Below are 25,640 nucleotides of genomic sequence, written 5' to 3'. Positions count from 1 at the left end.
GCCGGTTCTTTGAAGGGTCTTTGGTCCCGGCCTAGAAGAAGCCTTGGGCCTTGTTGCTGTAGGAGACAAGCAGGTTCTTGGTCTGCTGGTAGTGGTCGAGCATCATCTTGTGGGTCTCTCGGCCGATGCCCGACTGCTTGTAGCCGCCGAACGCGGCGTGCGCCGGATAGGCGTGGTAGCAGTTGGTCCACACCCGGCCCGCCTTGATGTCGCGACCCGCGCGGTACGCGACATTGCCGTCGCGGCTCCACACCCCGGCACCGAGGCCGTACAGCGTGTCGTTGGCGATGTCGATCGCGTCGTCGTAATCGGTGAACGATGTCACCGCGACCACCGGTCCGAAGATCTCCTCCTGGAAGATGCGCATCTTGTTGTCACCGGTGAAAACCGTTGGGGCGATGTAATATCCGCCGCTCAGGTCGCCGCCGAGCTCGGCCCGTTCGCCGCCGGTGACCAGCTTCGCGCCGTCGCGCTTGCCAATCTCGATATACGACAGGATCTTCTCCATCTGATCCTCGGAAGCCTGGGCACCGATCATCGTCTCGGTGTCCAGCGGATCACCCTGCCGGACAGCCTTGGTACGGATCGCAGCCAGTTCGAGGAACTCGTCGAAGATATCGGCCTGGATCAGGCTGCGCGACGGGCAGGTGCAGACCTCGCCCTGGTTCAGGGCGAACATCGTGAACCCTTCCAGCGCCTTGTCCTGATAGTCGTCGTTGTGCGCAAGGACATCGGCGAAGAAGATGTTCGGACTCTTGCCACCTAGTTCCAGCGTGACCGGGATGAGGTTCTGCGATGTGTACTGCATGATCAGCCTGCCGGTGGTGGTCTCACCGGTGAACGCGATCTTGGCGATCCGCTTCGAAGACGCCAGCGGCTTGCCCGCCTCGAGGCCGAAGCCGTTGACGATGTTGACCACACCCGGCGGCAGCAGGTCACCGATCAACGAGAACAGATGGAGCACCGACGCGGGCGTCTGCTCGGCCGGCTTGAGCACCACGGCATTTCCGGCGGCGATAGCGGGCGCAAGCTTCCACGTAGCCATCAGAATCGGGAAGTTCCATGGAATGATCTGGCCCACCACACCCAGCGGTTCGTGGAAGTGATAGGCCACCGTCTCGTCGTCGATCTGCGACAGCGACCCTTCCTGCGCGCGAATTGCGCCCGCGAAGTACCGGAAATGGTCGATGGCCAACGGGATATCAGCGTTCAGCGTCTCGCGCACCGGCTTGCCGTTGTCCCATGACTCGGCGACAGCGATCGACTCCAGGTTCTGCTCGATGCGGTCGGCGATCTTGTTGAGAATCACCGCCCGCTCCGCGGCGGTCGTCTTGGCCCAGGCCGGCGCGGCCGCGTGCGCGGCGTCGAGCGCCTTCTCGATATCTGCCTCGTCGGAACGGGGGATCTCGCAGAACGGCTGACCGGTGACCGGACTGGCGTTCTCGAAGTAGCGGCCTGCCGTGGGCGCAACCCACTCGCCGCCGATGTAGTTCCCGTACCGGGATCGGAAGCTCATCACCGAGCCCTCAGTCCCCGGTCGTGCGTACACGGTCATGGAATTCCTCCTCGCGACGTGAGTGTGTCGGACGTCACTGAAGGTAAGTTTGCGACCGTTGCAGCACGGTTGCACGACGTTGCAACCGGCGCGGGCTACGCCAGGTCCAGATCAAACCCGGCGAGGCGACCGCGGGCCTCGGACCGCATCGCGGAGCCCGGCGCGGCATGGTTGTACAGCACCCGCCAGCAGTCCTGGTCGTCGCGCCCCTCCGGCAGATCGAGCCAACGCCGAAGCAGCACAAGGTTTCCCGACGCCAGGACCGCGCCGCGCACGCTCGCGCTGAGCTCCGTGCGCAGCCGCGCGATTCCGGGCGACACCGACTGCGGCAGCAGCTCACCGGTGTAGTGCGTCAGTACGCGGTCGACGTCGCCGGCGTGTACGGCGTCGCAAGCGTCGTCGTAATCGCTGGCGACCGGCTTGAGCAGACGATACGGCCGGGAGTCGATGTAGTCGGCTCCGATGACGCGGCGCAGCCGCGACATCTCGGCGCGGACCGTCACCACGTCGAGGTCTTTGTCGTCGAGCAGCATCGCGAGGTGATCAGCGCTCAGCCCTTCGCGGTGGCGGCTGAGCAGCACCAGAATGTCGGCGTGCCGACCAGTCAGGGTGGTGGTGCCGGTTTCGGTTCGCCAGCGCGGCCGGTTGACGCCGAGCACCGTCAGCCGCGCGGCGGTCCGCACGTCGAAGGTCGGCTGATTGAGCTGTAACAGCGCGAGGTGGTTCTCCACGGCGACGGCGGTCGCGCGGACCAAGGCGAGCGTCTGCGGCGACGCGACCTGGGCGCCGCCGGTGAGATCGATGGCACCGATGAGTATCCCGGTGGCCGGGTCGTGCAGCGGCACCGCGGTGCAACTCCACGGCTGGACGATTCGGGAGAAGTGCTCGGTGCCGCGGATCTGCAGTTCAGCGTCGAGTGCAAGCGCCGTCCCTGGTGCGTTGGTGCCCGCGCCGCTTTCGCTCCAGTCGGCGCCGGGCACGAAGTTCATCCGCTCGGCCTTGCGGCAGGCCCTGAGGTCGCCCTCCACCCAGAGCAGGGTGCCGTCGGCCGCCGAGACGGCGACGACGACACCGGCGTCTGCGGCGTCGTTGACCAGAAGACGGCGGATGACGGGTAGGGCGGGGGCGAGCGGATGACAAGCGCGCATGCGATCAAGCGCGACCTGCGCGGCGGGCCTGGCGCCGGGGATGTCGGGGTCGACACCAGTGGCCAGGCTGCGTCGCCAACTGTCGGCGACCACGGGGCGCACCGGCGTGCAGTCGAGATCGACCTGGCCGGAGACGAAGAGTTCATGGACGGCGCGCAACGACGAAGGCGACAGACGGGTCGACGCCCGGCCGCCCGGCGTCTTCGAGATTCCCACCGGCGATCACGCTCCTCGCACGCGTGGCGGCCACGATAACCCAATCTTCTAAGTGCCGTGCAGTGCCTTTTGGCCTGCGGTTTCCAGCAAACGTAGGGAAACACCTGATTCGTTGCCGAGGGAATCAAACTAGCTTCCGTTGTGACGTCTCCGGAGTTTCCTGGACCGTCTCCCCGAAGTTCAAGATCACAACGGAGTTCGAATGTTTCGTGTCTTCATCGCTGCAGGGTTCATTTGCTTGACGGCCGCCATCGGTGCCGCGCCGATCGTCAATGCCAGTGGTCCGTACGCAAACTGCTCGCAGGCGCACGCGGACGGCCGCTACGACATCCCGCAGGGCGACCCTGATTACTGGCCGGGCGGCGATCGCGACAAGGACGGCATCGCCTGCGAGTCCTGATGAGACTGTGCGGTCCCACCCGGCTCCCCTCCAGGTGAGACCGCACAGAGCCTCATGACGGTGGCGCTCAGTAGCCCCACGCGTTCGCGGCGCGGCGATCGGTCGCCGCAACCTCATCCGAGCCGTCGCGCACGGCGTTACCCAGGTTGACCAAGATCTCGTTGAGCGCCGCGGCGGCCTGTTCCCACCGCGTCTGCTCGATGCGGTAGGCCTCGGCCGCCTCCCGCGTCCAGACCTGCTGAAGCGGCGCGATCTGCGCTCGAAGGTCGTCGAGCGCGGCATTCAGCCGGGCGGACGTCGCGTGGATGTCCTGGCGCACCGCGTACTCGATCTCGTCGAAGTTGTATGTCAGCACGTGATCCATGTGTCGAGCCCCTACAAGTTGCTCGCGGCAGAGCCGATTTGATGCGAATGGCCTTCGCCGGCTTCCCGCAGCGTGCGTTCGTTGTACCGAATGGTTTCGGCGATCCGACCGAGCGCCGCATGCAGCTTCATCGACTCTGCGTTCCACCGCTCCACGACGTCGCGGAACCGCGCGGCGGCAACCCCTCCCCACACCGACGGCGCGACGCTGTTCATCCGGCCGATGAACGACTGCAGCATCGCCCGGATCTCCTCGTTGCGGCTGTCGGTCCTGCCCGCGACGGCCGACATGAGGTCGAAGTCGGTGGCGAGCGGTCCACCCCCAGGTGTCGTCATCAGCATCCCTTCATGTCGTTTTGCCCGATCTGAAAGGTTGGACGCGCGCAGGCGGGCGCCGGTTCCGTCGACCGGGAAACTTCTTTCAAAACACCGCGTGGGCGGATCGAATCGCCTCGTCGCAGGCCTCTCGCACCGCCGCCGCGCGTCCCGGCGCGCTCTGGCACCCGATCGCGATCCGTAAGGACTCGTCGATCACCACGAACCACTCGATGTGCCGGTCCGCGCGGATCTCGCGGTACGTCAGCACGGCGCGGCCCGCTCGATCTCCCGCAGGTTCGAAGTCGGCGAACACGCCGTCGGGTGCCTCACTCAAGGCTCGTCGCAGGGCGTCCTCGACCTGCTGGTGTGACTGCCGCGGCGCGAGCGGTGACTGCGTGATGTGCAGCGCCAGGTTGCGGTCCTCGGGCGAAACGAGTTGCAGCCGCGCCGATCCCGGGCCCGAGGTGATGCGCTCGACGGGCCATCGCGCGGGCACCATCACGCCGAGGCGCCCCTCGACCAACAGCGTCGTCGGAACGGCGGGCGCGGGCGCATCGGGGCGCGCGACATACCCGCCGCACAGCGCGGCGGCCGTCAACAGGGTTCCGGCCACGACGGCCGTCACGCCGCGCCTGCGTTTCGGTTGATCCGCCTGCTCCTGCCCGAAATCCTCCGCCAGCGCGTCTGCGATCCAGTCCGCTGCGGCGATCGTGACGTCAACACCATTACGCCGCAACCGATCAGCGATTGCATGCTGATCCTCCGAGAGGTCCACCACGACGCGGGCGCCCGGTGGAATCGCCGCCGCAAGCCTCTCGACGTCATTGACCACCGCGACCACCCCCGAGGGCGCCGAGACGACGACGAATTCCGGTGCGGCCTCCACCAGTACGGTCCGGTCATCGGGCAGCACCTGCGCACGCCGCATCACGCAGACGTCGCTCGCGACGGTCTCGGCTGCCGCACGCACCCGCTCGACCCGCACCGAGTGCCACCACGTCGGGAACACCAACACGACCCTGTCGACCGATCCGCCGACGGCATCGCGCATGATCGTCCGCCACACCTCCACCACGTCGACGGGATGCTCGTCGATCAACACCAGATCATCGTCGATGGCCTCGATGCCCGCCGAAACGCATTGCGCGCGTGGGTAACACACGCCTCGAACAGTTGCCGGCCCCACTTCGACCACGGCGGTCATCGCGGCGGATCGGTCCAGGCGACCTGAATCAGTTGGTCCGGCTGTCCGCGGGTGATCAACGTACCCCGCCCCGGCGGTTGCGCCGACGGGCGGACAGAACCCAACAGCACACCCTCGTCCTGGCCTGCGCTCATCATCAGCCCCATGCAGCCGAGATCGCGCATCCGGGCCAACACCGGGTCGAACATCGCCCGGGCTGCGCCGCCCGAGCGCCTTGCCACGATGACATGCAACCCGATGTCCCTGGCGTGTGGCAGGTAGTCGGCGAGCGGCGTCAGCGGGTTCCCGGTGGCACCGGCCACCAGGTCATAGTCGTCCACCACGAGGTAGATCTCCGGACCCGACCACCACGAGCGAGTGCGCAGTTGTTGCTGCGTCACATCCTCGTCCGGCATCCGCGCCCGCAATCGCTCGAGCAGTGCACCCACACGCGCCGTCAACGCCGCGGCCGACATCGAATATCCACTGAGGTGATCGGACTCGACCGCACCGAGCAGCGTCCGGCGGAAGTCGACGATCTCGATCTGCGCACGGCCGGAATCGTTGACGCGCATGATCTCTCGGCACAGCAACCGCAGCGTCGCCGTCTTACCGCACTCCGCCTCACCCAACACGATCAGATGCGGCTGTTCGACGAGATCCAGCGCGACCGGCTTCAACTCGGCTTCTCCGATGCCGATGACGATCTCCGCACCAGAATCGGCGCAGTCATGCGACACCTGCAACGGCAGAAGCTCGACGCGAGGTGCGCGCCGCCCCGACCCGGCATTCGTGACGACGGCTGCAGTGGGCGTCGCGATGGCCATCTCCTTGCCGTCGCGGGTGATCCCCCGGCCCGGCGGCAGATCACCGAGCTGGCGCGCCCGCCTGCGGTCCATCTCGGAGTCCGCGGGGTCGCCGAGCCGCAGCTCGATGCGGGTGCCGATCTGATCCTTCAGCGACGGTCGCAGCTCTGCCCATCGGGTCGCCGTCAGCACCAGGTGGACACCAAACGAGAGTCCCTGCGCGGCAATGCCGATGACCCGCGGTTCGAGAGCGTCGAACTCCTGCCGAAATGTGGCCCAGCCGTCGACGACCAGGAACACGTCACCGAATGGATCGTCATCGTGCCGCATTCTGCGGTAATCGGTGATCGAATCGATGCCCGCACGCCTGAACCGTGCCTCTCGCGAGCGCAGCACCGCTTCCATGTCCGCGATGACGCGTCGGCACAGTTCGGCATCGGACCGCCCTGCGACTGCACCGATGTGCGGCATTGCGCCGAGCGATGTCAATGCGCCGCCGCCGAAGTCCAGGCAGTAGAACTGGACTGTCGAGGGGTCGTTGGACGCGGCGAGGGCCGTCAGCAGTGTGCGCAACGCGGTCGACTTGCCCGATTGCGGCGCGCCGACGATGGCCACATTGCCTGCGGCGCCTGCCAAATCGGCCGTCAACACATCATACCGCTGGTCGAAAGGGGCGTCGATCAGGCCGATCGGCACCGACAGCGACTGCTCCTCCGGCCCGCAGGCGAGCAGAGCGTCCAGTGCAGGCGACTTTCGCAGCGGCGGCAGCCAGACCCGATGCGCCGCCACGCCGTGGTCGGCCATCCGATCCAACACGGTATCCATCAGCGAACGCCCCACAGCAGGTGCTCGCTCAGGCCGCGCCATCACCGGACCGGCGGCCGCCGCGGTGAACACCTGCGGTGCGGGCGAGGGACCAGATCCGGGTGGTGGCGACACTCGTTCTGGCGCAGATACATACGCGGTCTGGAAGCGAATCGTTTGTCCGTCGGCCGTCTTCAAGTAGGCGGCACCGGGCGAGCTGGGCAGGTGGTATGCATCGGGGATGCCCAGCACGGCTCGGGACTCGCTGGCGGAGAACGTCTTCAGACACACCCGGTAGGACAGGTGGCTCTCCAGCCCGCGCAGCCGCCCTTCGTCGAGGCGTTGGCTGGCCAGCAGCAGGTGCATGCCCAGCGAACGGCCGAGCCGACCGATCGCGACGAACAGATCGGCGAACTCGGGATGCTGGGCAAGCAGTTCGGAGAACTCGTCGACGACGATGAACAACGCAGGCAGCGGCGGCATCGTGAGCCCTCGGCGGCGCGCCTGCTCGTAGTCGGCCACGCTGGCGAACCGTCCTGCCGCCCTGAGCATTTCCTGCCTGCGGTTCATCTCACCGGCCAGCGCGTCCCGCATCCGTGAGACGAGATGCGCCTCCTCGGCCAGATTCGTGATGACCGCTGACACGTGCCGAACCCGGTCCATGCCCAGAAACGTCGCGCCGCCCTTGAAGTCGACGAGGACCAGGTTGAGCACATCCGGCGGATGAGCCACCACCATGCCGAGGAGCAAGGTGCGCAGGAACTCCGACTTCCCAGATCCGGTGGCGCCGACGCACAAGCCGTGCGGGCCCATACCGCCCTTGGCCGCCTCCTTGATGTCGAGCACCACCGGATCGCCCTGCTCGGACACGCCGATGGGCGCTCGCAGCCGCTGCGGTTGACTCCACTGTTCCGCGGGGCCGATGGAGTCGAGTTCGCGCACGCCCATCAGATCGAGCCAGCCCATGGTCGCGGTCGGGTCGGCGTCGTCCGAGCTGTGCCGGTGCGGCGCCAGCCGGCGGGCGCACAGCGCCGCCTGTTGAACCGTCAGCCCGTCCAGTCGCGTGCTGTCGTCCACGTGCGCACGCGGACCATCGGTGAAGGGCTGTTCGATCATTGGCGCCGAGCCGTCGTCGACGACAACCACCACGTGTGGCGCCGCACCCTCGTCCTGCGGTCGGCAGGCGGTGATGGCCTCCGGCAGACTGTGGTACGTCATTCTTGAGGGTCCCAGTTCATCGGCCAGCCGCCAATGATGATGGTGAGCAAGCCATTTCAACCAGTCCCAGTCCGCTGCCGCCGATGGAGCCACCACCGCGGCGATCCGGACGTCGTCGGGACTGTGCAAGACGGCCAGCTGGCAGACGATCGCGCGCAGCAATGCGCGGGCGACGTCGGGATCCGCGCCCACCGTCATCGCCGACGCCGTCCGCAGGGACACGACGACCGGCACGTCCGCGACGACCGCCCTGCGGCGCGTCAGCCGCCCCAGCGCCGCTGACGTCACCGGATCCTGCGTCTCGACCGGCCCCAGTGGGGGCGCGATGAGTGTCGTGCACAGCGGTTGTTCGCCGACGCCGATGCGGACCTGGCAATAGTCGGGATCCTGCCGGCTGCGCTCCCACATTCGTCGGCTGCCGACCAGCGTCCACAGTGTGGCGGGGTCGGGATACGTCCAGTGCAGCGAATGATGCTGCGAGGCAGCGGTTCCGGCTAGCGTCCTGTCCAGGCCCTCCAGGTATTCGAGGTAGCTTCGACGGTCGTCGTTGAGTTGCGCCGTGTGGTTGGCGGTCCTGGCGTTGTACGCCAGTGAGCCGATGACGGAGATGGCCATCATCGCCGGAAAGAACATGAACATCGGGCCGCGGCCCGCTGACGCGCCGCCCGACGTGAAGTAAAGCAGCATCATGCCGCCCGCCGCGACGAGCATGGCCACCGGCAGCAGCCGGGCGATGGCGTTGGCCGGTGCGGCTTTCGGAAGCGCGGGCGGCGGATCCACCGTGAGGTCGCCTTCGGCCATCGGTGGTGCGGGCAGTCGGGGCTCGCGGAAAAACTCCATCGTCTGATGGACGCCGCACACGGCGACTCGGTTCCATCCACAGGCCGTCGAATTGCCGCGTCCCCGGGTGCCCGACGCGCGTTACGGTCAGGGCCGGGGGGTGATGTGATGCCTGATTCCATGTGCCGGTTGGCCGTTGCGCACGACTCACGGTGCGTAGATCTGGCGCTGCCGACTGATGCGCCTGTTGGCGTGCTCCTGCCCGCCGTGGTCGACCTCGTCGGCGCGTCGGTCGAGGGGCGCCGATGGCATCTGTCGCGGGTCGGCCTGCCCCGGTTGGACGAGGCGATGAGCCTGCGCGACAACGCCGTTCACGACGGCGAACTGCTGTTGCTGACCGCCGCCGACATCCCGCCGCCCGCGGAATTGCCCGACGGGCCTGCCCAAGCGCTCACCGCCGCGGCCGCCGAGCAGCACACCATACCCGCCGATGTCACCACCGCGGCGGCGTCTCTGTGCGTGGCGCTGCTCGGTGTCGCGGCATCGATGTGGGGCGGCCTCACTGGCGATGCGGTCGGCCACGTCGTCGCCACAGGCATCACTACCACCGGGGCAGCGGTCGGCGCGGTGATGCTGCGGCGCGATCCGCTTCGCGGTGCCGTGTTGGCCGCCATCGCCGTGATGTTCGGCACCGCCGCGGGTCTACTCGCCGTTCCCTCTTCTCCGCTGCCCGCCAGGCTGTTACTCGCATCGGCCCTCGCAGCCACCGTGTCCATCCTGCTTCGGCGCGTCGCTGACTGCGCTGACGTCTTGCTGTCGGCAACGGCCACGACGGGCACCCTGACCAGTGTGGCCGCGGCGTGCGGTGTAGCCGGGCCGATCCCGGTCTCCGCGACGGGCGCGGTGCTCGCGACGTCGGCACTGGTCACACTCGGGGTGGCGCCCAGATTATCCATTGCGGCAACGGGTTTGACGCCGCGCCTTGGCGATCCCGATGCAGGAGACGATCACACCGTCGAACCCCGAGCACGTGCCGCGCAGCGCGCGCTGACGGGGCTGGTCGTCGGGTCGGCCGCTGCGACAGCGGTCGGTGCCGGACTCGTCGTCTTGGACAGCATTCCCGAGCGCCGGTCGAGTGCCGCCGTTTTCGCACTGGTGGTCGCGCTGGTGTTGGCGTTGCGGGCACGCACGCACATCGACGTCGTCCGCCGCGCTGGCCTCATCGTGTGCGGCGCAGTGTCTTTCACCGCCGGCTGCGCAATCGTCGTTGCTGTGGCGCCGCACCGCGCGCAGTGGGTATGCCTACTGGCCGCGGTGACGGTGGCCGCCATGCTCTGTCGCCCGTCTGCGGCAGCTAATCCTCTTGTCCGCCGCACCGTCGACGTGCTGGAGTATGCCGCGCTTGCCGCCGTGGTTCCCACCGCGTGCTGGGTCGGTGGCGCTTACTCGTTGATCCGCGCGCTCAGCCTGTCATGACACTGGTCGATCGGATCGCACGGCTGTGCACCGCGTGCGCGCTGGTCGGCATGCCGGTGGGTACCGCACCTGCCGCAGTCGCGGTCACGCCGCCCGCGGTCGACGATTCGATGCTGCCCAAGCCAGGACCGCCGACGCCGCCACTGCCGACGGAGCAGCGGGAGCGGTGCGCGACCGCGGCCCCCACGCAGGAAGCCGGCCTGAAGGCCCGACAATTGGAAGGGTTGAACCTGCAGCAGCTTTGGCGGTTGAGCCGCGGCGCGGGGCAGACCGTGGCGGTCATCGACACTGGCGTCACCCGACACCGATTGCTCCCCCACCTCATCCCCGGCGGCGACTACGTGAACACCTCAGACGGCACCGTGGACTGTGATGGGCACGGCACGGTGGTCGCGGGAATCATCGGCGCGGAACCCGATCCCGACGGATCGGACTTCAGCGGGGTGGCACCCGACGCCACCATCATCAGCATCCGTCAGTCCAGCAACAAGTTTCGCGCCACCGACGATCCGACCGGCAGCGGATTCGGCGACGTGGACACACTCGCCCGCGCCATCCGCACCGCCGCCGACCTGGGAGCCACCGTGATCAACGTGTCGTCGGTCGCATGCCTGTCCGCCGAGGGTGGATTGGACGACCGTCCGCTCGGCGCTGCGCTCGCCTACGCCGTCGATGTCAAGAACGCTGTCGTGGTGGCCGCCGCCGGAAATGTCGGCGGCGCAGGCCAATGCCCCACGCAGAATCCGGCGCGGCCCGGCCAAGCGGATTGGGATCACGTCAGCGTGGTGGTCAGCCCCGCCTGGTACGACGACTACGTGTTGACCGTCGGTTCGGTTGACCCCGACGGGACGCCCTCGTCCTTCAGCCTGGCCGGCCCATGGGTGGACGTCGCAGCGCCCGGCGAAGGCGTCGTCTCGTTGGACCCGGACGGTGAGGGTCTGATCAGCAGCATGACCACATCCGGTGACCCGACGCCCATCTCGGGTACCAGTTATGCGGCGCCGGTGGTGAGCGGCATCGTCGCGCTCATGCGGTCACGGGCGCCCGAATTGACGGCGCGACAAATCATGCGGCGCATCGAGACGACCGCGCGTCGCCCGGCATCCGGATGGGATCCTGTCGTCGGACACGGCGTCGTCGACGCGCTCGCGGCGCTCAGCACCGGCGCGACGTCCCCGCGCACCCAGCATCTCGAGCGGCCCCTGTCGCACCCCTCCGCACGGCCTGACGACGGTCGGGATTTCGGATTCGCCGTCGGCGGTGCCGCGGTCTGTCTCGCTGTGTCCGCGGCGACGATTGCGATGACGGCGGCGACGGCGCGGCTACGGCGATCCCGCGATGCTGTCCCGCTCGACTGATGCGGCGCTCTTGCTCAGTTCGGGTCCACGCGGCAACCACGACAGCACCGGCCACGGCGCGGGCACGGGCGCACCGCCCAGACCGATGTGCTCCGCGGTGTCCTCGTCGGCAAGGCCGAAGACAACACCTGAGTCGTTGACGTAGTACAGCGCACCGGAATTCGTCCCTTCGCCGCCGACCCCGGTCGCCCGCACGTACGCACTGCGGCCCGGCGTCATCGCGAACGCGTCAACGGACGGGCCCTCCGCATCAGCCTGCGCCAGGGACATCGCGCCTATCGGCAGCGAATCAACCGACACCACACTGGATTCGGCTCCTGCCGCGCCGGGCTGCCACCGCGTACACACGATGGCCCCATCGGACACCCCAGTGCGCTCGGGGAAGTCTGCGACAGCCACCGTGTCGAGAATGGGCAGCGCCGCGATGGAATCGGGTGACACGGTGGCGATGTCCCGATCGTCCTGAGAGTCGGCGAACCGGATGAGGTCCGCGACCACCTGGCTGATGCGCTGCACGCCCTCGGCAAGCAGGACGTAATGCTCCTCGGCATCGGCGCGGATGATCCGCACGACCGTTCCAACCGGCATTCCGCGCACCGGACTCGGTGAGCCCGCCCCAGCGATACGGGGTGCCCGCAGAGGTGGCGCCTCCGGCGTCGCGTCCAGCAGCGCGGGCGAAACGGGGCGCGGGACAACGCCGTCCAGCCGCAGGGCCCGCACGACCGCGCGGTCGCGCAGATCCACCTGGGCGCGCCACCCGCCGTACAGCAGATAGGTGGTCGCCGCGCTTTCGGACCGCGGCGTGACCAGGACGCCAGCAGTCGCACTGCCCGACAATGGTCCGGCGACCACGGTGGTCCTGGATTTCTCGTCGCAGACAGCCCAGCCTGATTCGTCGCCACGCAGCGGTGCGGAAACTCCGGCGGGCGCGCCCGGGATGCCGACCAGGGGGCCGCGCTTGGCGTTGTCGACGGCCGTAGCGCTCACCGCCTCGGGATTCGCCGGGGCGCCTACGATCAACCGGGCCGAGGTGAGGTTCGGCACGGGATGCACAAGGTCGCCCACCCGCACGTAGAACGCACCCGATTCGCGGACGATCACGATCTGCGCGTCGCCGAGCGTACCCGGCGGGCGAAGGAACGCCAGCACGACGCAGACCGCGGCGATGATCGCCGCGATCACACCGCCCGCGGTGAACGAAAGCGATTGTGCGCGAATCGGATCATCGGCCATCCGGATGTCACCGCGCACCAACGCGTGCTCCAACCGGCGCAGCAGAAACCGGTACCCGCTGACTTGCAGCTTCGTCGAGTGCCCAGCCATCAGTCCCCCAGCAGCCAGCCTAGCGTCGGCCGCAGGGGCCTCGGGTCACGATTTCCTCGGCGCGCTCCTCGACAGCGATGTACGTTTTGCACCATGTCGAACCACTTCACCGGGCTCAGCCTCGGGCCGCCGCTTGGCGACCAACGACTCGATCTTTGCGATCTCTACACGTTCGTTTCGCCGTCCGACCCCACTCGCACGGTGATCATCATGAACGCCAACCCGCTCGCCGACGCGCTGCACCCGGACGCGATCTACCGGGTGGCGATCGACAACGACGGAGACCTGTTGAACGACATCGCTTTCAGCTATGTGTTCTCCGAACCTGTCAACGGTAAGCAGACCGTCGACGTCTATCTGGCGGCCAACGACGAGGCCGAGGAACCCGAGGCCGTCGGTGAAGTGATCTTCTCGAACGTCCCGGTGTCGTTCGTCGGCGACGAGCCACACATCGCGACGTCCGGTGACTTCACGTTCTTCGCGGGCGCCCGCAGCGACGCGTTCTTCTTCGACTACGACGGCATCAAGAACCTGTTCGACACCTCGGGAAAGCGCAACTTCACCGACCTGACACTGCCCGGCGAATCGCCTTGGACCGGTGTCGATTCCAACATCGCAGCCAACGTCTTCTCCACGGCCATCGAAATGCCGACCAGCTTCCTTGGCGCAGACCCCGACATCAGGATCTGGGGCCGCTGCAGCGTGCGCAGGGACGGCAAGCTGGTGCACGTCGACCGCGCAGGTCATCCATCGGTCTGCAGCTTCTTCAACACCGACGACACCAAGGAGGAGTACAACGCCACCGAACCGGTCAACGACCGCGAGCGCTGGATCGACATGTTCATCCACCAACTCGGTCACACCGGCGGCTACTCGCGGGCCGAAGCCATCAAGGCGATCGACACCGAGGGCACCCTGCCCGACATGTTGACGTTCAACCCCTCCAAGCCGGCGAAGTATCCGAACGGACGGGTCTTCACCGACGACGTCATCGACTACCGGTTGGCGTTTCTGACAAAGGGCGAATGTCCACCCTCTGGCCTGAGCCCGCATACCGACACGCTCACCGAATTCCCGTACCTGGGCCCGCCGCACCAGTGACGTAGCGCCGGGAATCACCCACCCGATCTGCATAAACTCGCGCGCCTTTCGCGGAACTGGTCATTACGATCAGTGAACAGTTCGGGGTTGGAGGGGGACAAGTGCGCTTCACGTCGCGGTCGGCGGGCCGCACGCCATGACGGCTCCGGTGCTCGACCTCGACGGCCGCGTGGTCGGTCGCCGTGAGGAGATGATCGAGCTCCGCGCCGCTGTGGAAGCGGCTGGACGCGAGGGCGGCACATGTGCGCTGATCAGCGGGGTTCCCGGCGTCGGTAAGTCGACGGTTCTGCAGGCATTCGGCGCCGAGGTCTCCCACCGCGGCTGTCTGTTCGCCTACGGGCGGTACCGGGACGGCGCACCCGCGCCGTATTCGGCGTTGCGAGATGCGCTCGGCTCGCTGGTCCGCACCATGGAGGCCACCGCCCCGGCGGAACGTGACCAGTGGCGAGCGGACCTCGTCAGCGGAATGTCCACGCTTGCCGGCGCCCTCGGCGAGCTGGTGCCCGATCTCGCTCGCGTGCTTGGCGATGCACCTCACGGAGCCGACCTCGATGCCGCCGACGCACGCAGACGACTGCAGCGTGCCGCGATCCGCCTGATCTCCATCACCGCGTCGTACCGTCCGGTGGTCCTGGCGATCGATGACCTGCAGTGGGCGGATCAGGGCTCGCTGCTGTTGATGTCTGAGTTGTTGACGGTGTCAATGCGCAACGTGCTGGTCGTCGGTGCGCATCGCGCCGGTGAGTTCGACCCGGAATCGGCGGGCTTCGCGACCGCGGGCCTGCGCCGCATCGACGTGGAGCCGTTGCCACGCGACGATCTCGAGGAGCTTCTTGCCGCCGTGTGCGGTCGCGCAGTGGAACTCAGCGACGTCGCCACCGAGTTCCACCGCCGGACCGGGGGCAATCCGCTGCAGGTTCGTCAGCTGCTGTACCGCACGCAACGAGAAGGCGCACTCGATCCGGTTGGCACCGGCGGGCGGCCGACTTGGGACCTACGTGTCTTGTCGTCGATCGAAGTCAGTAGCACGGCCGCCGAGTTCCTCGGGAGCTACCTCGATCAGTTGCGGTTGACGGACCGGGCGGTGTTGAGTTCGTTGGCGTGTATTGGCAGTGAGTTCGACCTCGCCGACGGCTCTGCAGCGGCGGGTCGGCCGATTGACGTTGTGGCTCAAGCAGTTTGGTCGGCTCTCGAACTTCGTCTGCTGGAGGCCGTGGACAGCCGCGGCCAACGGATCGCCAACGCGATCAGCCGCGAGGCCCGGTACCGCTTCAGCCATGACCGGGTGGCAGAGGCAGCGCGCGTCGGCTTGTCCGATGACGCGCAGCGTGACACGCATCTTCGAATCGCGCGGAGGTTGGTCGGGCTCGGTGACGACCGATTGTTCGAAGCGGCCCGTCACGCGGGCATCGGCGGCTACGGAGTGCCCGATGATGAGCGCTTCCGGTTCATCGACGTGCTGCGGCGTGCCGCCAGGAAGGCGCGTGCCCAAGCGTCGTTCCCGCTGGCTCTTGACTATTGCCGCAACGCGTTGGGCTTACTCGGCGCCCAGCGCTGGGCCGCCCACTTCGCGATCAGCCGCGAATTGCAGCTCGACGCCGCCGAGGCCGCATTGCTCGTCGGCGACGTCGCGGTGCTGCACGCGCTCATCGACGAGGCCGCGGAGGTCCTCGCCGATCCCGCTGACCGCGCCCGGCTGGCCTACCTCCGGCTCAAGGGTCGGGTTGCGGAGGATCGGCTTCAGGACGCGATGGACATCGGGTTGGCCGCGCTCGACGAACTCGGTGAGCCGCTGCCATCCGATGCGGGCAAGCCACGAATGGGCAAGGCGCTGATCCAGATGCGTCTGACGATGCGCCGCTGGAGCAATGAACGTCTGTTGGCGCTACCGGACTGCGACGACCCGATCGTCGGCGAGATGCAGCGGATCCTCACCGAGATGCGCAGCATGTCGTACATCGCCCGGCCCAACCTGTTCCCGCTGCTGGTCCACAAGCAGCTGAATTTGACTCTGGCGCATGGTCATACGCCGTCCTCACCGCTGGTGTTGGCGAGTTACGGACTGCTGCTGGTGATGCTCGGCGATCACAGCGGCAGCCAACGTTTCGGCGAGGTGGGGATGCAGCTAGCGGAGCGGCAGGAGTTCAGGGAGTCCCGCCCGCAGACGCTTTTCATGTATGCGAGTTTCATCCGCCACTGGCGCCATCCTCTTCGCGACGGTGTAGAGCTGCTGCGCACCGCCGTCGAGCAGGCACTTGACCAAGGCGACCAGGAGTACGCGGGATTCCTCGTCGCGTCGCTCATTTCCCAGTCGTTCTACATGGGCCGCCCGATGTCGGAGATCGACGCCCTGGCCCAATCCCTGATCCCGCAGATCCGGTCCCAACCCGTGCCGAGCAGGCTCTGCCAGGGCAGTCAGCAGATGGCACTGAACTTGATGGGCCGCAGTGAGGACCCCATGCTGCTTGCCGGCGAAACCGGCTACGACGAGCGGGAGGTGGTGCCCGCGGCACAGCGCGAGGGCGACGAGGTGACGCTCAGTGCCGTCGCGACCATGAAGCAGGGACTGTACTTCTGGTCTGGTGATGACGCCGGCGCGGTCGCTCTGACTGACGACGCCATCGAACACATCGGCGGTATGGCGGGCACCCCGATCTCGCAGTACATCTACATGATCGGCGCGCTGAGCATGATGCAGTGCGCGCCGCGAGAGCGTTCGACGGTCCGCTTCGTCCGTAAGACACTGACGTTGCTTCGCAAGTCCGCGTCGAGCTCACCGGAAAACTACGGAGCTCCTTACGCATTGGTGCGGGGAGCGTGGGAACGCGTGCGTGGGCACCACACCGAGGCGGAACGCCTCCTTCACCAGGCCATCAAAGTGGCGGAGGAAAACCAACTGCCGGGAATCAGCGCGCGGGCCCAGGAAGAGGCGGCAGCCCTCTACGCCGAAACCGGTCGCGGGTTGCTCAGCGAGCAGATGCTGCGGTGGGCCCACGAGCGCTGGTTGAGAATCGGTTTGGCCACGCGGGCGGACTGGCTCGCCCGCGAACATCCATTTCTCGCCAGCCGCGACCTGGTCGGAGTGGACTCGGCGGGGGTCGACCCGGTCGGTGCGCATCATCTCTTGCGCGCGCTGTCGGCAGCGCGCAGTCCGGACAGCTTGGCCACCATCATCGTTGGCTCGGCCGCCGACACGACCGGCGCAGCGCGTGTGCTGCTCTTCACCGGAGATGCGGACAATCTCTCGGTACGCGCTGTCCGCGAGCGCGGCGGCACCGCAATTGTCGAAGGGCCGTGGACGGAGGTGCCATACGACGCCGACATCGTCCGCCGTGCCACGGACAGCGGCTCCCCCGTCATCGTCGCCGCGGCGACCTCCGCTGTTCTCGCCGCTCCGATTCGCGTGCAGGCCAGAACAATCGGCATGATCTACGCCGAGCACAACCAGCCCGGCAGAAAGTTCGGCGCCAAAGACGAGGAGACGGTCGGCTTTCTGTGCGCCCAGGCTGCCGCGCCGATGTGGAACTTCCAGCTGGAGGAACGGCTGCGGGCCGCGGACGAACACCGGCAGTCCCTGATGGACGCGCAGTCGAGGTTCGTGCCCAACGAGTTGCTCCGCATCCTCGACGTCGACGACCTGAGCCGAGTCCGCAGCGGCTACCGAGTCGAGCGCGAGATGACGGTGCTCATCAGTGATATTCGGCGCTACACGACGATGATTGAAGACATCAGCGTGTCAGAGGCGAGCAATCTGGCGACGGGCTTCTTGCGCACGGTGGAGGTCCCGATCATCAGCTGCAATGGCATGATCCAGGACGTCCGAGGAGACGAGATCGTCGCGGTCTTCGACACGGAGCCCGATGATGCGCTGCGGGCCGGGCTGGCCATGCTGCGATCGTTGAGCGAGCACAACCAGGAGCGACTCGCGCAGGGTGCGGAGGAATTGAAAGTAGGCATCGGCATCAATACCGGCCCGGTGGGAGTCGGGCTCGTCGGTGGGGTCAATCGGATGGTGCTCACCACCATCGGTGACGCCGTCAACTTGGCCGCCCGCATCGAGAGCACCAACAAGCGCTACGGGTCGGGGCTGCTGATCTCCGACGCGACGTGTGCGGGGCTGACGAATCCAGAAGAGTTCGACATCCGTCGCATGGAACGCGTGATGGTGGTCAACCGACGCCGACCGGTGACGATTTACGAGGTGTACAACGAGGATTCGGCTGGTATGCGGGACGCGAAGCGTGCCGCGCAGCCCGCGTTCGACGAGGCTTTCGCCTTTTTTGACGCAGGCGATATCGGCCGCGCGCGTGCCGCGTTCGAACGCTGCCGGCAGCTGTTGCCCGACGACCCGGTCGCTCCCCTGCACCTGGCCCACTGCGGCGCCGTGGCCCGTGGCGAGATGGATCCCGGCCAAGACGTCGTCTTGCTGCAGAAATAGTCGCCTCAAACAGCAGCCCATGCTGATCGTGTCTGCGATGATCTAGGCCATATCTCTACGAGGTCGGGGGTCGTAGTCATGTATCTCAGCGCCGAGCGCTTGGCACTTGTCAACCAAACAGTGCAGGAAACGTTCGAGCAGTCCAGTGTTGCCTGGCAGGCCATCCCATGCTGGGACACCGGCGATCCAGCTCAGACGAAGGTTCGAAGCGACGTCGCGTCGTTGGTGCAGACCACGCCGCCGACTACGCCAGATCCGAACCCCCTTGGCGGAAATCCCGTACCTATCACTCCGCTATCTGTCTCGTTTCTGGTGACGCTCGCGCAGGCAACTGCGCCGACGCCTGATTCGCTACTTGCCGCCGTGATCGCGCGGACGGTGTACCTCGCCAATGCCGTCGACGACAAGGTCATCGGCGACCTCATAACAGCAGCACAACCGGCCCCCGAGGACAACAAGTCCGCAACCGTTCCCAAGCTTCTCACCGCGCTCATCGATGCTCGAGTGGTGGCCGAGAAATACGGATATCGGGCACCGTCGTGCTTGTTGACGAACACGGTCGGGCTCGCGAAGCTCAATCAGCTAGACAGTGGATATTCCGTCCTCGAACCGCTGCTCACCGCGGCCAATGTCAATTCGTTGCACCGCGCCGACAAGCTCACGGACGGGGACAAAGCAACACTGATCCTTCTGGGCCGGCGTCAACGGATAGCGCACGGAGACGCCGCTGCGGCGTCGCCCGGCGAAGAACCGGTGGACATCGCGGTCAGCGTTCCTCCGAGCCTTGAGGTTGTGGGTGAAACCCAGGCCGGTGCTATCGAACTCGCCGTTCGCATCAGCTTCGCGCCAAGGATCAAAGATAAGTACGGCGTCATCGGTGTCAAGAAAATCACCTGAACGAAGTTCGGTTCCGACCGCCTCGGAAGTCCTCGACGACTACCTCGCCTCGTGCAAGGACGCGTGCGACGGCGAGATCAAACGCCTCTACGGGCCGAGCGAGCAGAAGTCGAACACCCTCTACGACCTGATCCTCGACTATCCGCTGCGCGGCGGCAAAGCGCTGCGGCCTGCCCTGAGCATCGCGATGTGCCTCGGGCTCGGCGGTCACCTCGAGGCGATCCTGCCGACCGCCGCCACACTCGAGCTGTACCACAACGCATTCCTCATTCACGACGATATCGAAGACGAATCCTGGTGGCGCAGAGGAAAACCCACACTGCACATCGACCATGGCGTGCCGATCGCCGTCAACGTCGGCGACGCCATGCTGTCGCTTTCACTGCAACCACTGCTCGACAACGTCGAGCGCGTCGGACTCGGGGCCGCCCTGCGAATCCTGCGCGCTGTCGCCAAGATGACCCGCCTCACCGTCGACGGGCAGGCGATGGAACTCGAGTGGGTCCGGTCCAACACCTGGCGGCTCGACGACGACGACTACCTGGCGATGGTGGAACTCAAGACCAGCTGGTACTCGTTCATCACGCCGTTGCAGGCCGGTGCGATCGCCGCCGGCGCCAATGCCGAGCGATTGGCACCGCTGGAGTCGCTGGGGCGACACCTCGGCGCGGCGTTCCAGATCACCGATGACCTGCTGAACCTGCGCGCGGACCCCGAGGAGTACGGCAAGGAGATCGGCGGCGACCTCTGGGAGGGCAAGCGGACGCTGATGTTGTTGCACACCTTGCGATGCGCCGAACCCAACGACCGTGAGCGCGCGCTGCAGATCCTGGCCAAGCGGCGCCCTGGCGCTGACGGCGAGTTCGGGTTGACCGAACTATTGGACCGGCTCACCGCCCGCGGCCAACTCTCCCAGACTGGTCGGGACGAAATCGCGGCTCGGCTGCAGGGGCACTATCCGTCAGAGCTGAAGACCCTCAACGATATTCGATGGCTATACGAACTGATGCACCGCGTCGGCTCGTTCAAGCATGCCCGGGACGTCGCCGCTGGACATGCGCGGCAAGCGGCAACTGCGCTCGGCGATCTCGACTGGTTGCCGCACAGCCGCCACCGGGACGCGCTGGCCAACCTCGTGGATTACGTGCACGGGCGGACCCGATGACTCCGGAGACCCTGATCAGCATGCTGGCGGAACTCGAACGCATCCGCGAACTGACGCTCAACCTCATCGAGCAGGAGACCCCGCGGTTGCTGCCCGCCCCGCCGGACGAGGCGGACGGCACAGAGCGGACGATCTTCGACCTGTTGCTCGGCGCGCGCCGCGCAGTTCTCGGCAACCCCGCGGCCGCGCGAGGACTGCACGACCTGCTGGTCGCCGAGGGCCGCCGCTACGCGGAAACCCCCGAGGGGGCCCAATTGCGCGACGCATTGGCGGCGTCCGAAGCGGTGGAAAACCTTCGGCGCATTTGGGAAACGGTCAGCCTCAACGTTCTTGACGGGCCCACCGGGCCCAACGCCGCGCCCGACGCTTGGGCGGATCTGCTGGCCGACGCTGTCATCGGGCACGGCCTCGACGATTCGATCCTTTCCCGACTGCGGCCCGAGGGGTTCGCATGACGCTCACTGATCCGCGTGAGGCGCTGGCCGACCAGAGCAACTTCATCAGCTACCTGGTTGGCCTGGCGGCGTTGGGCAGGCTGGTTCACTCACTGGCCGCCGATCCCAATCGCGTGGCCGGGAGTTCCGCCGAACCAAGCGACTTCGTGCACCTGCTGCTCGGCGTGGCGCGCCTTGGCGACGGTGTCGAACGACTGGCCAGTCATGCTCCTGCGCAAATAGATTCGACGAGCGAAACGCCGTCACCCGAATCGCCGGATGTGCGGTGGCTGCGATGACCGCGACACTCGCAGGCAGTGACTTCCTTCGCGCTCCCGTCCTTTCGGCTGCCCGGCCCCCGGGCTTCAAGGAATGGCATCACTTCGTGATCCACGGGCGCGGATTCCGGCTGCTCATCAACTTCAGCCTCACCAACGAGAGGTTCGGCGCCGACCAGGTGCGGCTTGCGCCACGCGTCATCGTGATCGCGCACGACCAGAAGTGGACTGGCGCCATCGAGCGGTTCGGCAACGCACTCGACGTCTCCGCCGATCTCGGCGAACTAACCATCGGCCACAATAAGATGACCGTGCTGCCCGATGGTTACCGAGTCGCAATCAACTTGTCAGAGCACGACATTCGCGGTGAGGTGTACTTCACCTCGGCGAGTCGGCCGTTCGTGGTCAACAACCAACCGGTGGGAGACGGCCGGATGTGCTGGCTCTTCGTGCCCAGGCTGCGTGCTGAGGGATGGCTGCGGATCCGAGGTCAGGAACGTCTCATCCAAGGCGATCTCGCCTACCACGACCACAACTGGGGCCGGTTCTGGTGGGGCGACGACTTCGGGTGGACCTGGGGAACGATTCTGCCTACTGGACATGAGGATCCGTGGTCGATGGTGTTCCTTCAGATGACCGACCGCAGCCGACTGCGCTATCTGTCCCAAGCGCTCTACGTCTGGCACCACGACGAGCCCGCCGCGATATTCCGGCACGCCGCGGTGCAGACGCGCACACACGGCCTGCTCGACCGCGCACCGGACTGCACCCTGCCGCCACCGATGCGGTTGCTCCTGGACGGCGAGGTGCCGCGAGTACCCAAGCGCATCGAGATCGCAGCGACACGCGCAGGCGACACGGTGCACGCCGAGTTTCGGTCGCAGTCCTACGCCCGCCTGGCGCATCCGAGCGAAGTGTCGCTCAACCGCTCGACCGTGCTCTGTGAAACAAGCGGCACGGCACGAGCCAGCGGGTCGATCAACGGCGAGCCCGTCGACTTAGTCGGCACGGGAGTATTCGAGTTCCTCTATGGCTGAACGAGTTTCGTCGCTACTTCGACGATCGATCGAGCACCTGGCCCACGAGGTGCCCGACAGTTATCGCCTGCTGGCCGACCAGCTGGGTCCGATGGTGATCGAAATCGACGTCGACGGCGAGGTCTTCTCGCTGAGCGGCGGGGACGCGGTTCAGGTCTCGGTAGGCGCGGCCGAGATGTCCGGTGTCCAGATCGGCACCTCACGGCAAGCGATTCTCGATGTGATCGATGCGAGGGCGGGCCTCGGCGAGGCCGTCGAAGCCGACGCGGTGACCGTCCGAGGCTCGCTCGATGACGTCCAGCAGGCTCACGACTCGCTGTTGGCATACGTCCACGCCGCTGTCCGCGCGTCCTCGCAGCCGGCACTGCTGGCCGAACTCCGGGCGGGGGCACCATGAGCGAACACATAACGACGCCGGCATCGTGCGAACGCCGGCCCACGGTGGCAGTCCTCGGTGCCGGCATCGCAGGCCTCACCGCCGCACACGAACTCGCGGAGCGCGGCTTCGTCGTCACGGTCTACGAAGCTCGACGGGACGAGCGCAATGGCCTCGGATCCGCACCCGCGGGGACATATCCGCCGGTGAAGCTCGGTGGCCTGGCCGCGTCACAGTACTCGACGATGGGTACGCGCGACGGAAGCCGAGCCGAGTTGCGCCCCTTCCCTGGCCGGCGTGGCCAGCCACGCCCACCTAGCCGAGCCGTTGCAGGGGAACACGGCTTCCGGTTCTTTCCGGCGTACTACCTCCACATCTGGGACCTGTTCAACCGAATCCCGGTCTACGAACCGATGGAGACCGCCGACGGCACGACGGAGTGGATACCGACCTCGCGCACGATCATGGACAACGTCCGGCGAGTGGTCACCCAGGGCACCACGGTCGAGGGCAAGCCGTCGCTGGTCTTCCCCCGCGAGTTACCCCGCAGCCCTGCTGAATTCCTCAGCATCCTCAGCCAGCTCGCCGGATTGGGTTTCACCGCAAGCGATGTCGCGACCTTCCAAAGCAGGCTGCTGCGCTACCTCGTCACCAGCCCGCTGCGTCGCGCACGGGAACTGCAGAACATGTCGTCCTACGACTTCTTCGTCGGACGCGACAGCCGGACCGGAATCAACCGGTACTCCTACACCCAGAATTTCGATTCGCTGCTGCGCGAAATGCCTAGAGTCCTGGCAGCGTTCGACCCACGTTGGGGAGACGCGCGGACCAACATCACCACCTACCTGCAGCTGTACCTGAACATGGGGCGGCGCGACGACAAGGCCGACGGCGTGCTCAACGGTCCCACCACAGAGGCGTGGTTCGACCATTGGTACCGCCACCTCACCGCGCTGGGTGTGCGCTTTGTTCACGCCGCGGCCACATGTCTCGATCCACCGGTCTTCGACCCCGGCCGGCCAGCTCACCTCAGACCGCGCACGCAGATCACGCTGGCCGACGGTACCCAGATCAACCCGGACTACGCCGTGGTTGCCCTTGACGCGCCGGCCGCCGAATACCTCACCTCCGCGTTGCGGGCCGCGGGCACGGGCGGCACGGTCGCCAGGCTGGACGGCTTCGCCACCTCCCCACCCCCGCCCGACGGGCCGTTCCAACCGCAGGAGACGCGGTCGACATCTCGCCGGGATCCGTATGCCATGGATCAACTGGGCCGGGTGCCGTGGGACCGGTTCCAAACACTGTGCGGCATCCAGTACTACTTCGACACGGAGTTCCAACTGCTCCGGGGCCACATGTACTACGCGGGCACGGAGTGGGGCCTGTCGTCGATCAACCAGCACGGAATGTGGGAAAGGCGACCGATACTGGACCGCGACGGCCACGTCTCGGTGCTCTCAGTCGATATCGGAGATTTCAACACCCCGTCGCGCCATCTCGTCGACGAGTTCGGCCGCGGTAAGGCGGCCCGTGACTGCACGCCCGACGAGATCGCTGCCGAGGTGTGGCGCCAGATCGTCGCCGCACTGACCAGCAATGCCGAATCCGCCCCGCAGGAGGTCATGCCGTGGCCGGTTTGGTACGCGTTGGACCGCGGCCTGGTCATGGAGATAGGACCCGGGCAGGGTCAAGGCCGCATCGTCCGCAACGAGACGCCGTATCTCGTTCCGATCGTTGGGGATTGGGTCAATCGCCCCAGCAGCGACCCGTGGAACCCGCACGGAACGTCGTGGAGTAGCGCACCGTCGGAGGCCGGCTGGCTCAAGGATCTCGAGCAGCGAAACGTCTGGCAGGCCCGTCACGGCGGCTATCAGGTGCACAACAATTCGGTGGTTTTCGCGGGCACCTGGAACAAGACGTTCACCAGGATGACATCGATGGAGGCCGCGTGCGAGTCGGGCCGTCACGCCGTGAATGCCATTCTGGACCATTACATCTGGGTGGAATCCGGCGGTGTCGATCGTCGCGAGAGAACCACGCTCAGGTGGGAGTTCCCGTACGGTTTCCTCGATCAGGGGCTGTCGAGCCCGATCCGGTTGCCCACCCCGGCCGGTGATTACTGCTACGTATTCGACATCGAAAACCGGGAGCCCGCCGACACTCGCGCACTGCGAACACTGGATTCGAAGTTCACCCAGCAGTCGCTGCCCCACCCGCTGGACACACCGGCTCTACCGTCTTCCGTCCCGCTACTCGCTGGAGGTCAACAAATGTTCACGCCCCCAATCGATTACAACCAGCAGCTGCTCGGCTTTCTGCAGACCTGGCAGCGGCTCTTGGAGCAATGGATGACCATGACGCCCGGGATGCCCACGGCGCCGCCGGTCATGCCGACGATGCCACCCGCCTCACCGATGCCGCCCGCCCCGGCCGACTACACCCAGCAGTTGTTCGGCTATCTGCAGGCCTGGCGGCAGTACCTCGAGCAGATGACGGGTGCACGGCCAGGCCTGGGCCAGCCACCGACTGGTCAACCCCCCTACTACTACGACACCGGTTCGACCGGCCAAAGCAGTCAACACCGTCCCATCCCACCGGACAGAGATGACGGCAGCAGAAGGAATTTTCAAGCCGTCACACATCAGGGCTCGAGCCCGACGCCGCCGCCGGAGCCCGATGTGGTGGCACTCGCGCCGCAGAGCCACGGCGGCAGCCAAGGCCCTGCAGACCTGAGCCTGTTCAACCGGAAGCCGCGGGAGCGTGAAGTATGGACAGCGCCCACTTACGACTTCGGCAATCAGATCGAGCGACTCCGGCGCGGGCCCGAAACCTCGATGCGGCAGGAAGCCGCGGCTGTCCGGGAGTCAGCTGCCAAGCCGTCGGCGCAATCCGTGCCCAAGTCGCTCTACTCGATCTCCGCCGCCCGCACGGTCCCGCGCGCTGCCGGGCGCCAGGGCAGCAAGTAG

The 25,640-nt window shown here is 66.7% G+C and carries 19 protein-coding genes; 12 read left to right on the top strand and 7 right to left on the bottom strand.

What is annotated here, in order from left to right; translation table 11 throughout:
• Positions 1 to 31 precede the first annotated feature (31 nt).
• Entirely contained in the window at positions 32 to 1,555 is a 1,524-nt protein-coding gene (gene adh / locus C1A30_RS11345) for an aldehyde dehydrogenase (RefSeq protein ID WP_101948429.1), read from the bottom strand.
• A gap of 95 nt (positions 1,556 to 1,650) precedes the next feature.
• Positions 1,651 to 2,919 carry a GAF domain-containing protein gene (locus tag C1A30_RS11340; protein WP_101948428.1) on the bottom strand — a complete coding sequence of 423 codons (1,269 nt, stop codon included), beginning with the start codon at positions 2,917 to 2,919 and terminating at the stop codon, positions 1,651 to 1,653.
• A 238-nt stretch (positions 2,920 to 3,157) separates the two neighbouring features.
• Between C1A30_RS11340 and C1A30_RS11335 the strand changes: the two genes are divergently transcribed.
• On the top strand, positions 3,158 to 3,319 hold the full coding sequence (locus C1A30_RS11335) for an excalibur calcium-binding domain-containing protein (RefSeq protein ID WP_369974119.1): 162 nt from the start codon (positions 3,158 to 3,160) through the stop codon (positions 3,317 to 3,319).
• 67 nt (positions 3,320 to 3,386) lie between these two features.
• Here C1A30_RS11335 and C1A30_RS11330 read toward each other — a convergent pair whose 3' ends face one another.
• The 4 genes from C1A30_RS11330 to eccCa all read right to left on the bottom strand — a co-directional run bounded on the left by C1A30_RS11330 (position 3,387) and on the right by eccCa (position 8,851).
• A complete protein-coding gene (locus tag C1A30_RS11330) occupies positions 3,387 to 3,683 on the bottom strand; it encodes a WXG100 family type VII secretion target (RefSeq protein WP_067794458.1) in 297 nt (98 codons plus the stop codon).
• Between the two features lie 11 nt (positions 3,684 to 3,694).
• Positions 3,695 to 4,018 carry a WXG100 family type VII secretion target gene (locus C1A30_RS11325; protein WP_101950128.1) on the bottom strand — a complete coding sequence of 108 codons (324 nt, stop codon included), beginning with the start codon at positions 4,016 to 4,018 and terminating at the stop codon, positions 3,695 to 3,697.
• Between the two features lie 85 nt (positions 4,019 to 4,103).
• Complete coding sequence (locus C1A30_RS11320; protein WP_160112734.1) at positions 4,104 to 5,162, bottom strand: type VII secretion-associated protein; 1,059 nt, start codon at positions 5,160 to 5,162, stop codon at positions 4,104 to 4,106.
• A 38-nt stretch (positions 5,163 to 5,200) separates the two neighbouring features.
• Positions 5,201 to 8,851 (bottom strand): type VII secretion protein EccCa, encoded by a 3,651-nt coding sequence (eccCa, locus tag C1A30_RS11315; RefSeq protein ID WP_101948425.1) that lies wholly within the window; start codon positions 8,849 to 8,851, stop codon positions 5,201 to 5,203.
• A gap of 108 nt (positions 8,852 to 8,959) precedes the next feature.
• On the opposite strand from eccCa, the gene eccD reads away from it, so the two are divergent.
• Both eccD and mycP read left to right on the top strand, forming a co-directional pair.
• A complete protein-coding gene (gene eccD, locus C1A30_RS11310; protein WP_160112733.1) occupies positions 8,960 to 10,267 on the top strand; it encodes a type VII secretion integral membrane protein EccD in 1,308 nt (435 codons plus the stop codon).
• A complete protein-coding gene (mycP, locus tag C1A30_RS11305) occupies positions 10,264 to 11,625 on the top strand; it encodes a type VII secretion-associated serine protease mycosin (RefSeq protein ID WP_101948423.1) in 1,362 nt (453 codons plus the stop codon). The genes eccD and mycP overlap by 4 nt, the downstream gene beginning before the upstream one ends.
• Here the strand turns inward: mycP and eccB are convergent.
• Positions 11,590 to 12,948 carry a type VII secretion protein EccB gene (eccB, locus tag C1A30_RS11300; protein WP_101948422.1) on the bottom strand — a complete coding sequence of 453 codons (1,359 nt, stop codon included), beginning with the start codon at positions 12,946 to 12,948 and terminating at the stop codon, positions 11,590 to 11,592. The two genes, mycP and eccB, sit on opposite strands and share 36 nt — an antisense overlap.
• A gap of 93 nt (positions 12,949 to 13,041) precedes the next feature.
• Here eccB and C1A30_RS11295 point away from each other — a divergent pair, with 93 nt between their 5' ends.
• The 9 genes from C1A30_RS11295 to C1A30_RS11255 all read left to right on the top strand — a co-directional run bounded on the left by C1A30_RS11295 (position 13,042) and on the right by C1A30_RS11255 (position 25,640).
• Complete coding sequence (locus C1A30_RS11295; protein ID WP_101948421.1) at positions 13,042 to 14,049, top strand: DUF4331 family protein; 1,008 nt, start codon at positions 13,042 to 13,044, stop codon at positions 14,047 to 14,049.
• Between the two features lie 136 nt (positions 14,050 to 14,185).
• Positions 14,186 to 18,487 carry an AAA family ATPase gene (locus tag C1A30_RS11290; protein ID WP_101948420.1) on the top strand — a complete coding sequence of 1,434 codons (4,302 nt, stop codon included), beginning with the start codon at positions 14,186 to 14,188 and terminating at the stop codon, positions 18,485 to 18,487.
• 78 nt (positions 18,488 to 18,565) lie between these two features.
• Complete coding sequence (locus C1A30_RS11285; protein ID WP_101948419.1) at positions 18,566 to 19,384, top strand: hypothetical protein; 819 nt, start codon at positions 18,566 to 18,568, stop codon at positions 19,382 to 19,384.
• Positions 19,365 to 20,549, top strand: a complete 1,185-nt coding sequence (locus tag C1A30_RS11280; protein ID WP_101948418.1) for a polyprenyl synthetase family protein — start codon at positions 19,365 to 19,367, stop codon at positions 20,547 to 20,549. The genes C1A30_RS11285 and C1A30_RS11280 overlap by 20 nt, the downstream gene beginning before the upstream one ends.
• Entirely contained in the window at positions 20,546 to 21,004 is a 459-nt protein-coding gene (locus C1A30_RS11275; protein ID WP_101948417.1) for a hypothetical protein, read from the top strand. The genes C1A30_RS11280 and C1A30_RS11275 overlap by 4 nt, the downstream gene beginning before the upstream one ends.
• Positions 21,001 to 21,282, top strand: coding sequence for a hypothetical protein (locus C1A30_RS11270; RefSeq protein WP_101948416.1), 282 nt, complete (start codon positions 21,001 to 21,003; stop codon positions 21,280 to 21,282). The genes C1A30_RS11275 and C1A30_RS11270 overlap by 4 nt, the downstream gene beginning before the upstream one ends.
• Positions 21,279 to 22,298, top strand: a complete 1,020-nt coding sequence (locus C1A30_RS11265; RefSeq protein ID WP_101948415.1) for a hypothetical protein — start codon at positions 21,279 to 21,281, stop codon at positions 22,296 to 22,298. The genes C1A30_RS11270 and C1A30_RS11265 overlap by 4 nt, the downstream gene beginning before the upstream one ends.
• Complete coding sequence (locus C1A30_RS11260) at positions 22,291 to 22,695, top strand: SCP-2 sterol transfer family protein (protein WP_101948414.1); 405 nt, start codon at positions 22,291 to 22,293, stop codon at positions 22,693 to 22,695. Before C1A30_RS11265 ends, C1A30_RS11260 begins: the two co-directional genes overlap by 8 nt.
• Positions 22,692 to 25,640: an FAD-dependent oxidoreductase gene (locus C1A30_RS11255; protein WP_101948413.1), complete on the top strand. Its 2,949-nt coding sequence runs from the start codon at positions 22,692 to 22,694 to the stop codon at positions 25,638 to 25,640. The genes C1A30_RS11260 and C1A30_RS11255 overlap by 4 nt, the downstream gene beginning before the upstream one ends.

Source organism: Mycobacterium sp. 3519A (genome assembly GCF_900240945.1).
Classification (GTDB): Bacteria; Actinomycetota; Actinomycetes; order Mycobacteriales; family Mycobacteriaceae; genus Mycobacterium.
The sequence above is the reverse complement of the archived record's forward strand: the minus strand, read 5'-3'. Positions and strand labels throughout refer to the sequence as shown.